This window comes from Candidatus Thiosymbion oneisti (assembly GCF_900092655.1).
In the GTDB taxonomy this organism is placed as follows: Bacteria; Pseudomonadota; Gammaproteobacteria; order Chromatiales; family Chromatiaceae; genus Thiosymbion; species Thiosymbion oneisti.
This window is the reverse complement of record NZ_FLUY01001430.1, coordinates 1-11579: the sequence shown is the minus strand read 5'-3', so window position 1 is coordinate 11579 and position 11579 is coordinate 1. Positions and strand designations below refer to the sequence as shown.

Here is an 11579-nt window from a genome sequence, read left to right as displayed (position 1 = left end):
AACGCCGCTGGTATCCCCCGTGGCTGAGGTTCGATGCGGCCGCGCCGCTTTGCCGGCGCACTCCAAAGCAGTCCGGAGACCATAAAGAGCCGGGCTGAAATGTGGCAAAGTAGCATCAGAGGGGCAGGCGCTGGCCGGTAACGCCCACCGCATCCGGGCCGAGCAGATACAGGTAGCTCCCCGTCACCGTCTCCGCGCCCGGTAGGCGGCTCGGGTCTTCTCCGGGGTAGAGTCGGGCGCGCAGCCCGGTGCGGACGATCCCTGGGTCGATGCCGTTGACCCGAATGTTGCTGCTGTCCCGCGTCTCCTCGGCCAGGGTCTGCATGAGGCCCTCGATCCCGAACTTGGCCGCGCAGTAAGCGCCCCAGTAGGCCGCGCCCCGGCGTCCGATCCGGTCGAGGGTAAAGATCACCGAGGCGTCGTCCGCGGCGCGCAGCAAGGGCAGGCAGGCCTGGGTGAGCAGGAAGGGGGCGGTGAGATTGATGCGCAGTACGCGCTCCCACTCGGTGGCGTCATAGTCGTCGATCCGGCTCAGGAAGGGGGCGAAGGCGGCGCAGTGGACGAGTCCGTCCAGGCGCCCGAGCTCCCCATCGATCAGCCCCACGGCCCCCTGCAGGCCCTTATCGTCCACTCGCTCCAGGTCCAGGGGCAGGATGGCCGGTTCCGGTGCACCGCCGGCCTCCAGCTCGTCGTAGAGGGGCTCCAGGTCACGCTGCTCCCGGTCCGACAGGACAAGGGTCGCGCCGTACCGGGCGCAGGCCGCGGCAACGGCATGCCCGATGCCTTCCGCGGCCCCGGTCACAAGGACGACGCGCCCGGCGAGGAGATCGGGGTTCGGCTGATAGTTTTCCATGGCTCAGACACACTTGCGCAGGTTGCTACTTGGATGGTAGGGCGAATGCGTATCAATCTTACCGAAAACATGGCTGTGGCAGACCTGTTTGCCCGCTGAAACTGTTTTGATCCGCAGATTTCCACAGATTAAAAATGAAATAATCTGGGTAGTGGTAATTTTTCAAGTGAGAGTTAAGTCTTGGCATGATGGAGCGACTCCGACGGCTGCGCCCGAAACCGGAAGCGAGCAACCCGAATGTTCCCATAGGCACAAACAGCCCTTCTCCCTCCCGGAGGGTGTCGTAAAAGCCTTCCTCTGGCTTTAGTTTCGATACGGTTAGTAAGCATTAACCACTATCCAAGCCTGATGTATCCTATTGAGCTTCCGGTTTTTTAATGTAGAGAATACAGCTGGAGAACATAATGCAGGCGAATCGGGACCGGCTACGGCAGATTGTCGATGAGAAATCCCTGATTATCGGGCAGGATATGACACTAAGTGCGGGGCTTTCTTCTTCCTTCTACTTCGATTGCAAGAAAATCACGCTGAACGGGGAGGGATTGGCACTGCTCGCGGATGTCCTCCTGGAGGAAATCGACAAATTCCCCGAGCGTCCGTCGGCAATCGGCGGCCTCACCCTCGGGGCCGATTTCATGGTAGCGGCTGTTGTCATGCGCGCCCATCAGATCGGCCATCCGACCATCAACGGCTCGATTGTGCGGAAGGAACCCAAAAAGCACGGCACGCGCAGCCACATCGAGAACGAAATGCCGCGGGGCACCAAGATCGTCGTGGTCGATGATGTGATAACGACCGGCGGCTCCACAGCGAAGGCGTGCGAGCAGTTGCTTAAGGGTGGCTACGAGATTGTCGGGATCCTCGCCTTGGTGGACCGCGAGGCCGGCGGTGTCGAGAACTTGAAACGAGAGTACGGCTGTAGTGTGCACTCAATCTTCAAGAAAAGCGATTTCCCGCGCATTGCCGCGGGCTGAGATGTCAATTCCGTCCGCAATCATCTGCCAGTCGTAGCGGCTCTCGACCAGTTCTCGGGCTCGCCGCACGGTGGCCTCGATCTGCTCGTCTTTCCGCTCGCCCTTGAGTCCTTCCCTCAGGCGTCGAATGGCCGCCGGGAAATCGCTGATCGGCGCCTGCCACAGATGCTCTCCCGGTCGCAACTCCAGCCCCCGGTTGCCGAACTCGGTGGTGAGTATGGGGATACCCGCGGCTGCGTACTGGAGCATCTTGAGGTTGGTGCCGGAGCCGGTGGTAATCGGGTTGACGGCCAGATCGACCGCTTCGGTGACGACCGTCAGCTCGGCGTCGTCCAGGATGCCGAGCGGGTAGAGGTTGTTGGCCTGCGACTCGATCGCGGTGTACCCGGAGACGCTCCCGACGGTGAGAAAATCCGCTTCGGGACAGTCGTGGGCGATCCGCTTCAGGTACCCCAATGCCTCGATGTTGGGTCGGTGACCACTACCGACGAACAGCACGCTGAGGCGGCGGTCGAGACCGAGGTCACATTGATTGGAGCGGCGCTCTGCGCGGGTTACGAAGCGGACGGCGCGGGCATCCACACCGTTCGGGACCAATATGGCCTGCGACCGGACACAACCATAGAGCGCTTGCAGACGGTGGGCGTCCGGTTGCGAGCACACCATGATGCGCTCGGCCCGGGCGCACAGGGACGCCTCCGCTTCCCGCACCCGTTCCAAATAAAAAGCCGCCTCGGCACTGGCGGCGAGGATTGCCCGCTTCATGTCGTACTCGACATTGTGGGCCTCGTACCAGAGGGGTCCAACATAGACCTCGGCGATGGCGGGGTAGAGATAGGGGTGTGAGGCGATGACCAGATCACAGCACACCGTCGCGTGCCCCAGGCGCTCGAGGTACGCCGGGGTGAGGCCGTAATGCAGCAGCGAGGCGATATCGCCCACTGAAGCGGCGAGCTTTCGGTTCAGGGCCTGGCTCATTTCGAGGTGGGCGGGGGACTTGGCTACCCGGATCTCCCGGAGTCCGGGTGCAAGGTCCAGCGCTCCTGCGATACTCGCGTCGTCGCAGAGGGTTATCAGGGTGACCTCGACCCGCCGCGCCAGCGCCCGGTAGAGGTGAAAGATCCGGCTTTGGCCCCCACCTCGGGGCGGGTATACGGGAAAATCGACGGCGACCACGAGTCTGCGTCGTCCGGTGCTCACCGCTCCGTGCCCTTGCGGTTCGCCCAGTATCTGCGCCACTGTCGACGGCCAGTCGAGCCCGCTCACCCGTTGTTGCGCCCGCCCACCCATCCGCATAGTTTCTGAGCGGTCGGCGAGCAGGCGCTGCATGGCCTCGGCCAGGGCCGGTACCTCCGGGGTCACACAGAGCCCCGTGACCCCGTGCTCGACGAATTCGTTGACACCCCCTGCGTCCAGGGTGGTCAGCACCGCCTTGCCGGACTGCATGGCCTCGATGGTCACTAGGCCGTAGTCCTCATCGTAAGGCACGAAAGGGACAAAGAGGGCGTTGGCGTAGAGTCGGGTCAATTCCTGGTCACTGACGTGGCCGAGGAAGCGAATCCGCGGGTCCTTTGCGGCCAATACCTGCAAAGCTTGGGCCTGGGGGCCGGTACCGGCGATGCGGAACTCGATTTCGCCCCGGACCTGTCGGAAGGCACGGACGAGCAGGTCTAGGCGCTTGGGGTGATCCAAGCGGCTCGCGGTAAACAGATAATCGTAGCCCCCGGTCTCGAAGTGCGGCAGGTCCGACGGATGGTGGACGACCGTGACCTGAGCACCGGGTGGGAAGTAGTCTTCACGCCCGGCGACATTGCGCGAGATCGCCAGGTAACGGCGGATCGCGGTGGGGGCCAGTGCGATGTCGTCCAGGAAGTGGACGATGCGCCGGGTCAGTGGACCGGGGAACGCGAAGCTGTCGGGGGGGAGTGACGGGTCGTCGCGCAGGCCGAACAGCAGCTCGAAAAAGGGCTCGAGCTCCGTGCGGTCACGGCGCGAGGTATCCATGGCGTGCACGAGTGGCCGCAGGGGCGCCGGTATTTCCCCGAGCACGGTCGGTAATCCTGTCAGCTGGTAGGTATCGTAGAGGCCCCTGAGCTTGTGTTGGAGGTAGCAGTAGTGGTTGGGGTGCGCCACCATCCAGGCCGGGTACTTGGTGCTGATAACCAGATCGAAGTGGGCCAGATCCAGTCGGCTGAAGCTGCGGTAGCTCGTCATAAGCTCCCAGAAGCCTTGTTCGGGACTCGGCAGCTTGATCAGCTCCGCGTGGTGTGGCGTGTGCTGGTTGAGGGCGTGTAAGAGCCCCCACCACAGCTTCTCGGCGCCGCCGACGAGAAAGGGCACCCCACTCGGGGCGACGATTGCGATTCGCACCAGTCCTGCCTCAGGTCCCAGCGGTGGGTCCGAGCAACCGCGCGACGACCCGATCCCAGCTGATCTCCAGCTCCCGGTAACGCCGGCGCCCGGCCCGCCCCAGCTCGACCGCTAGTGCGCTATCTTGGTACAAGCGGTCGATTGCGGCCGCCACGGCGGTGGGCTCCGGATCGACAATCAAGCCGGTGCGCTCATGCTCGACGAGCTCGAGTGGTCCCCCCGAATCCGTGCAGGTGATCACCGGCTTCGAGGAGAGCATGGCCTCCAAGGTGACATAGCCGTAATCTTCTTCGTGCGGACCGAAGAAAACGGCGTGGCAGCGGGCATAGTAGACCAGCTTCTCCTTCTCGCTGATGGGTCCGAGTAGGCGTACCTTGTGCCCCAGCCCGTAGGTCTCGATCAGGTGTTGGTAACGTGACTGATGACCGCCGGCGCCGGCGATCAGAAAGCCGACCGGGCTCCGGGTCATGCGCGCGGCCTCGATGAGCAAATCCTGGCGTTTCAGCGTCTCCAGACGGGAAGGGAAGAAGATATAACCGTAAGCCGGCTTACAGAAGAAGCGGTCGGCGTTGTACGGCGGATGATAAAGGGGCTCCACGTCGGGCCCGTTGTAGTGGCGGAGACGCTCCGCGACCCGGCCCGAGTTGGCGAAACGGCGCGGAATGCGACCGATCATCCGGTCGTCGAAGACCCGGATACGGTCACGCAGCTGCCGCTCGTCCGGGGTCGCCCGGGTCTCGTCATAGAGCTCGTAAGCGGCGCGGTGCTGGTGCATAAGCCACAGGACATGGTCGTCGTGAAGCACCCCGTAACCGGGAAACTGTAGGCTGATGACCTTATCGATCCGCACCCCGTTCGGCTCCCTGAGGTCATAATCCGCACAGAAATCCATCAACGTGGAGATGGCCGCGGGCGGCGAGAACCGGAACGGAAACCGCAGGCAAACCACGTCGTGACCATGCCGGCGCAGGGCCGACGTCAAGCCCTCGACATGGTAGTCGGCCCCCCCCGGCATGAAGGGCACAATATTGGCGGTTACCAGAATCTTCATGCTATCAGGTCCGATTTGCGGATTTTGATATCGTGGCCCGACCCACCGCCGGGAGTCCTTGGTGTAGCCGCTTCGCGGGCAAGATCCTGCTGTGTCGGTTCCGGCTCCGGTATCTCAGATGGTGCCACTTGTGCCGGGCCAGGATCCTCGGTTGCACTTGCCCCGCCCCTATCCGCAACGCCAGCGCACGTCTGGGGAGCAACGGCATCGAGGCGGGAAGCGGTCTGGCATGCCTGGTGCTGTAAGTGCTCGAGCCGGCGTTTGAACTGCATGCTGTAGCAATCGCGCTCCTGCAACGCCTGGTGCAAGTTCTGGTATAGGTCCTGGTGAAATTCCTCTAACCTCCGACGTAGCTCATTCAGCTCGACGACGAGGTCGAGGCCAAGGTCGAAGGCGCAGGTGAGCCTTTCCCAGGCCCCCAGCACAGGTTTCAACAGGCGCTTTCCAGGCAGCGGCTTGAACAGAGCAGTCCACCGCAACCCACGTACCCGCACCCGATGCCGCTGCGCTTCTTCGGACCAGAGGATACTCGCCAACACAAAGGCCCGATTTCCACCGGCATAGAGGCCCGTCCGGTAGAATCGGTAATCCGCTTCGTTAGGTGTCCGTTTCAGGATCGCCTGATAGGCATAGGCTAGGAAATTCGCTTCCGGAACGGCGAGAAAATCACGGAGTCGATAGGCCTCTTTTTGTGCAAACGAGCCGAAATAGGATACCGGCTCCTGTTTTTGTGCAAACAAGCCGAAATAGGATGCCGGCTCCTGCGGAAAGGGAGATTCAAGACCTGGTTGCTGCGGATCAGCACCGTATGGGGAGGCATGGTCCTGTTTCCGGGTCTCCTCCCGAATACGGGCTATCAAGTCGTCGAGATCCAAAGGCTTAAGGTCTGGGGGATGCGCTGTGTTCATTGCTGGGTAGTGGTAAATTTTTAACCTAGGTATCAGGTCCCGGATGATTACGTGGAATTCTTTTGAAAAGTTGGGGCTGGTATGCGTACCATCGTTGGAGCGTCTGGAAGGGCGTTTTGTGGTGCAAGTTCTTCTGTGGGATGTGGTCATTATACAGGTAGGCGAAGGCCCCGGCCGCGCCATCGAAACGGACCGCCATGGCGCCGAAGGTGCCGGTAGCTACCGCCTGCTCCGCGGCCGCCGTTTCCCGGCTGCTCACATCGCCGATGCTTAACCCCGAGGGATCGCCCCAGGTACCCATGGCGTCATTCAGGTTGGCCGGGATGGTGGCGAAGGCCTCCCCAATACGCCCCATAGGCTGAATCCGGCCTCTCCCTCGGCAATTTCTCCGGCTGCAGCGGCTTCTGTCTCAGCCATAGCCGTGTACATGAAATCCAGATGCCGACTACCGCCTCCTTGGCCAGCACGCCGGTGAAGATGCCCGCCGCCGCGGGCCAGTTTTCCTCCGGCGAGGCCACGCGCCAGGTCGTCGCCTGCGAGCGATTCGATTTCGCTGGGATTGTTTTCGATAACGATTTGCATTTGTATTTGCATTTGTATTTATATTGAGGTACTTTAGTCGCCGACCCCATGATTGCGAGCTATTTTTGCCTGCGGATGTGGGCTCGTGGAGATACCTGGTATGCATAGACTCCTATTCGAAGTGGAACAGTCACCCCCACGTTTGGCGGTATACGACGCTGACAACCAGCGGTTGTTGGTAGAGGTGGAGGGGGAGGCCTGTACGCAGCTGTTGGCGTTACAGGGCGGTAGTGCGGACGATCCACAGCAGACTGCGGAAGAGGTGATATCCGCCCTGGATGCAGTGTGGAAGGGTGGAAAAGAAGCAACATTATCCGAGTCGCAGCACCCGGACGATGAGCCGCCATCCAAGCCCGGCAGACGTAAGCTCTGGGACCTGCCCGGCAAGTTTCACTGCCAGATCATCGGCACCTGCCTGGAGGTAAGCGAGTTGCGGCGTATCGCCGCCAAGGGTGGGCACAGCTCTGAGCAACCCATAAGCGATTATGGTGTGCACTCGAGTTTTGTCGCCGCGGCCGAGGGGAAGAATTCCCTCTCTATCGGTGCGCACAAGGCATTGGAGAAGAAATATGCCACTCATGTCCGGCACTTTACCAAGGCCAAGGAGGAAGCCGCCGTCATCGCGATGTGGCAGACGGCTCTGGCCGAGGGCCAAGCCCCCGGAGCCTTCTGGGCGCTCATGACCCATCCCAAGAGTGGGGAGCGGGCAATCTCCCTCGCCTATGAAGACATGCACATGCTGTCCCACCAGATTGGCACCGGCCGCCATGTGGACCTCGAGGCGCTGACCGAGGTCCGGGGCGAATTGCGCGCCTTACGCGCACGTTATGAGGAGACGGTGCGCCGCACTCACCTACAGCTGGAAGACAAGGCGCGTCGCATCCAGGTCTTACAGGAGCGCCTGTCCGAGACCGAGGGGTTGCGAGCCGGTTTGGACGATGCCCAGACCCGGCTGCGGACGCTGGAGTCCGGGCAGGAGCTGGCGGACCTGCGACAGCGGGTCGAGCGGCTGGAGCCGGCCTTGGCGGATGCCGACCACCGCCATGCCCAGGCCCGGGTACAGATCCGAGAGTGGCAGGAGCGGTATCACGGCCTGGAGACACGAACCCGGCAGTTGGAGGTCGCACTGGCAGAGCGATCGGCCGAATGCCTGGCTATGGAGAACCTGCTGCTGCGCGAGATTGCCCCCGATTGTGAGGATTGCGACTCCGCATCGTGCGCGAATTGTCCCGATCTCGCCGAGCGGCAAATCCTCTGCATCGGCGGACGCAGCAATCTGGCCGAACACTACCGGGCGCTGGTGGACCGCTTCAACGGGCGTTTCATGCACCACGACGGGGGAATGGAAGACAACCGAAGGCGCCTGGACGCCATGCTGGCTACCGCGGACGCGGTGGTTTGCCCCACCGATTGCGTCAGCCACAACGCCTATAGCCGGGCGAAACGCCTGTGCAAACGCCAGGGGAAGCCTTGCATTTTGCTGCCCAGTTCCGGCATCTCCTCCTTTGCCCGGGCCTTGGAACAGGTGGCGGGCCGGGAATATCAGGAACAGCCGGCACATTAGCCATGTAGTTGGGAGAATGAAACATGAAACCGAGCTATTTCCGGTTCCTGGCAGTACCCGTCTTTATCGCAACGCTACCGGCACAGGCGGTAGACTTGAGCAAGCAGCTGTCAATCAACGGTATTCTGGCGGCTACCGGGCAGTGTCAAAGTGTCTCCGCCCGCTTGCCCTCCGAGGGCGACGGGATGCCCTTGGATGGGTTCGATAACGAATGCCGTGGCGGCATGCCTATCCAGTTCGAGATCAGCTACCGCCCCAGCGACGCCCACGAGTTCTTCGCCAAGGTCGGGTTTGCGGCGGACAATGGTCTGAACCAGGTATCGCCCTGGAACCTTGCGCCTTGGGCGGCGGATCTGGAGGACGACCTGGAGAACATCAACGGGCGCAATCGTGATTACCTCCTCACCGCCTGGTACAAATACACCCATGCCTTCGGAGGCGGGAACACCCTGGGCGCATCCATCGGCATTATCGATTCCACCGACTATATCGACGGCAACCAGTACGCCAACGACGAGTTCACTCAGTTCATGAATGAGGTCTTCGTGAACTCGGGCAGCTATAACCTGGGCTCTTACGATACCGGCGCCGCCTTGGAATTGGGATACGGGGACTGGAGGCTCACCGGCTTAGGGATGAACATCGGCGAGAATGATGACGGCAGCAACTACAACTTTTGGGGCCTCGAGATCGGATACCATCCCGAGACCGCCATGGGCGAGGGTAACTATCGCTTTACCCTCACGGGGACTTCCTCTGAATTTCTCGATCCGGCCGGCAAGAAACAAGAGCGTCTTCTCGGCTATGGCCTGTCGTTCGACCAGGCATTCGGCGAGGTCGTCGGCGCCTTCCTGCGGGTTTCCCGGCAGCAGGATGACGCCGCCGTGGACTACAAGTCCCTGTATTCGGGTGGCTTCAACCTCGACGGCAGCGGTTGGAACCGAGACGACGACAACATCGGCATCGGCTATGCCTATCTCGACGGCGGCAATCAGAGCATCGATCAGAGTCAGGTCTTTGAGGCTTACTACCGCGCGGTCCTCAACGAACATGCGGCCATCACCGCCGATGTCCAGTACATGAAAGACGAGCTCCTCAAGACCGATCCCCGCCAGGACGATCCGGACGGTTGGATCTTTGGTTTGCGTCTGACCGCGGAGTTCTGATCGTAGACGATTAGGATTTAAAAAGGTCCGTACAGCGAACTCTCGGGGAACTTGTCATTCCGAGCGGAGCGAGGAATCTTAAGATCCCTCGCTCCGGTCGGGATGACAGTGTGTTGTGGCCATTTCACAGATGAAAAATGGCCGTTCAGGCTGGTTTAGATTTAAGGGGACCTTGAAAAATCCCATACTCAATGCTTTTCACGACGACAGCCGCAAGGTGTGATTTTGGAACGCCTTAACTATCATACGGTTACGCACGTGAACATGGCAGGACATCCCTGCTCCACAAAAATATTTTGAATTTTTCAAGGTGCCCTTAAGTGTCAACACGCCCTAGGCCCAGAGATTTCCCAAGGAGAATCCAACCGCCTCGAACGGCGGTTGGCGGACCTCGTCATCTCCCTTCAATATCGTCAACAAGCGCCAATGTCGGTCGTCCTGTAATGAATACACTTCCAGGGTATGGGTGTCCGGGTCTACCAGCCACAGGTGAGCTGCCCCTTCGCGGGCGTAGCGGGGCATCTTGAGCGCCCGGTCAGTGCGCTTGGTGGCAGGAGACAGGATCTCGCACACCCAATCGGGCACCAGCTCGAACCAGGCACTGTCCGGTAGGACCGGAAGCCGCTCGCGGCGCCAACCGGCCATATCCGGAACCAGGATATCGCCGGCCAGATGGATTTCCGGCTCGTCGATAATCCACCAACCGCCCGGACCATTCCGGCCCCCGTCGAATGGACCGCCAACCAGATAGCCCAACGCGGAATAGGCCCTGGCATGCCGGGGTGCCGGTCTCGGATGGCTATATAACTCACCGCCGATTATCTCCCCCACCCGATGCTCCGGCAGGGCGAGGATATCTTCGTAGCCGGCGTTGCGGTAAGCGGGTTCAGCCATCGAGGGTACCTTTAAGCTGTGCTGAGGTGATTGTTAAAGAACATACCATCGTATCTGTCTTTCCGCCTGCCTTCTGCGTTGCGGCAACAGCGACATCCGACTCCATACCTGTCGTCCGCCTTGAAGACGCGGGAAAATCCTGCCCAAAGGGTATATCCTTGAAGATCGCATCTCAGCCGTCACACCAGGTAGGGGTGAGTGATACCGTGAGGGGGTCGGGGTTGCAGAACGAACAACTCAGGAAGGCAGGGCTCAAGATCACTTTACCCCGCGTAAAGATCCTGGCTCTACTGGAACGGAGCGACAAACGCCACGTCAGCGCCGAGGATGTGTATAAGATGCTGCTGGAGAACGGCGAGGAAATCGGGCTGGCCACGGTTTACCGGGTGCTGACTCAGTTCGAGTCGGCCGGACTGGTGTGCAGGCACAACTTCGAAGGCGGCCAATCCATATTCGAGCTCGACTGCGGCAAACACCATGACCACCTGGTCTGCGCGAAGTGCGGGAAGATCGTGGAGTTCGTCGATGAGATCATCGAAAAACGTCAGAATGCCGTCGCAAAACGACATGGATTCGTCATTCAGGACCATTCCCTCGTCATCTATGGCGTCTGCGACAACCCCGGTTGCCGAGAATAATCGCGGCCCGGATGTCCTACAGGAAACAACCCACTGAGGATGGCCGCTGTTTAGCCCCAGGATCGAAACCGGCAGCATGTTCAATTGTGTTTTTAGCTTGGATAAGGGCAATGGCTAAACCAGACTGGCAGGTTTTTCAGCTGACTGAATTGGTGGGGGCAATCGATCGCAGCACGGTCGATTTTCACGAGTTCCTGCGGACCCCATCGATGAGCTGTGCGATTTATCATCTACCCGCCGGTTCCAAGGATATGCAGACACCCCACGACGAAGATGAGCTCTATTTGGTGGTTGCAGGTCGGGGCCGCCTGCGGGTGAACGGTGCGGAGCACCCCATCGTCAAAGACACCCTGATGTATGTTCGGGCCTCCTGCGATCACGCCTTCTTCGACATCGAGGAAGACCTTACCGTCCTGGCATTCTTCGGATCGGCGGTTAATTCTACTTTGTCATCTCTAGCTCTCTGAATCAGCTTCATCTTTATATACTGCCACACAGCACAATCCGAGCTTTTGAATTTCCCCCTCACCCCCGCCCTCTCCCGGAGGGAGAGGGAGTGAAATGCGCAGATTATGCCGT

The 11579-nt window shown here is 60.6% G+C and carries 12 protein-coding genes; 6 read left to right on the top strand and 6 right to left on the bottom strand.

Features of this window, described 5'->3' with window-relative positions; all coding sequences use genetic code 11:
* Nucleotides 1-115: 115 nt before the first annotated feature.
* Nucleotides 116-853 carry an SDR family NAD(P)-dependent oxidoreductase gene (locus BQ17_RS14685; RefSeq protein ID WP_089728302.1) on the bottom strand — a complete coding sequence of 246 codons (738 nt, stop codon included), beginning with the start codon at nucleotides 851-853 and terminating at the stop codon, nucleotides 116-118.
* A gap of 404 nt (nucleotides 854-1257) precedes the next feature.
* Here BQ17_RS14685 and pyrE point away from each other — a divergent pair, with 404 nt between their 5' ends.
* Nucleotides 1258-1827: an orotate phosphoribosyltransferase gene (pyrE, locus tag BQ17_RS14680; protein WP_089728300.1), complete on the top strand. Its 570-nt coding sequence runs from the start codon at nucleotides 1258-1260 to the stop codon at nucleotides 1825-1827.
* Here the strand turns inward: pyrE and BQ17_RS14675 are convergent.
* The 4 genes from BQ17_RS14675 to BQ17_RS24315 form a co-directional block, all read right to left on the bottom strand.
* A complete protein-coding gene (locus BQ17_RS14675; protein ID WP_141699301.1) occupies nucleotides 1783-4197 on the bottom strand; it encodes a glycosyltransferase family 4 protein in 2415 nt (804 codons plus the stop codon). The genes pyrE and BQ17_RS14675 overlap by 45 nt on opposite strands.
* 10 nt (nucleotides 4198-4207) lie before the next feature.
* Nucleotides 4208-5248: a glycosyltransferase family 4 protein gene (locus BQ17_RS14670; RefSeq protein ID WP_089728297.1), complete on the bottom strand. Its 1041-nt coding sequence runs from the start codon at nucleotides 5246-5248 to the stop codon at nucleotides 4208-4210.
* Nucleotides 5245-6108 carry a DUF4214 domain-containing protein gene (locus tag BQ17_RS14665; RefSeq protein WP_218068289.1) on the bottom strand — a complete coding sequence of 288 codons (864 nt, stop codon included), beginning with the start codon at nucleotides 6106-6108 and terminating at the stop codon, nucleotides 5245-5247. The genes BQ17_RS14670 and BQ17_RS14665 overlap by 4 nt, the downstream gene beginning before the upstream one ends.
* A gap of 73 nt (nucleotides 6109-6181) precedes the next feature.
* The gene (locus BQ17_RS24315) at nucleotides 6182-6511 is read right to left on the bottom strand and encodes a hypothetical protein (RefSeq protein ID WP_141699300.1); all 330 of its coding nucleotides are present in this window, start codon (nucleotides 6509-6511) and stop codon (nucleotides 6182-6184) included.
* A gap of 83 nt (nucleotides 6512-6594) precedes the next feature.
* Here BQ17_RS24315 and BQ17_RS24310 point away from each other — a divergent pair, with 83 nt between their 5' ends.
* The 3 genes from BQ17_RS24310 to BQ17_RS14650 all read left to right on the top strand — a co-directional run bounded on the left by BQ17_RS24310 (nucleotide 6595) and on the right by BQ17_RS14650 (nucleotide 9468).
* Nucleotides 6595-6765: a hypothetical protein gene (locus tag BQ17_RS24310; protein WP_176722449.1), complete on the top strand. Its 171-nt coding sequence runs from the start codon at nucleotides 6595-6597 to the stop codon at nucleotides 6763-6765.
* A 73-nt stretch (nucleotides 6766-6838) separates the two neighbouring features.
* Nucleotides 6839-8302, top strand: coding sequence for a DUF2325 domain-containing protein (locus tag BQ17_RS14655; protein ID WP_141699299.1), 1464 nt, complete (start codon nucleotides 6839-6841; stop codon nucleotides 8300-8302).
* A 23-nt stretch (nucleotides 8303-8325) separates the two neighbouring features.
* Nucleotides 8326-9468 carry a carbohydrate porin gene (locus BQ17_RS14650; RefSeq protein ID WP_089728291.1) on the top strand — a complete coding sequence of 381 codons (1143 nt, stop codon included), beginning with the start codon at nucleotides 8326-8328 and terminating at the stop codon, nucleotides 9466-9468.
* 333 nt (nucleotides 9469-9801) lie between these two features.
* Here the strand turns inward: BQ17_RS14650 and BQ17_RS14645 are convergent, their stop codons facing one another.
* Nucleotides 9802-10362, bottom strand: coding sequence for a Uma2 family endonuclease (locus tag BQ17_RS14645; RefSeq protein WP_089728288.1), 561 nt, complete (start codon nucleotides 10360-10362; stop codon nucleotides 9802-9804).
* Between the two features lie 221 nt (nucleotides 10363-10583).
* Here BQ17_RS14645 and fur point away from each other — a divergent pair, with 221 nt between their 5' ends.
* Together fur and BQ17_RS14635 are read left to right on the top strand one after the other, a co-directional pair.
* Nucleotides 10584-11000, top strand: a complete 417-nt coding sequence (fur, locus tag BQ17_RS14640; RefSeq protein WP_089728286.1) for a ferric iron uptake transcriptional regulator — start codon at nucleotides 10584-10586, stop codon at nucleotides 10998-11000.
* Between the two features lie 110 nt (nucleotides 11001-11110).
* Nucleotides 11111-11467: a cupin domain-containing protein gene (locus BQ17_RS14635; protein WP_089728284.1), complete on the top strand. Its 357-nt coding sequence runs from the start codon at nucleotides 11111-11113 to the stop codon at nucleotides 11465-11467.
* Nucleotides 11468-11579 lie beyond the last annotated feature (112 nt).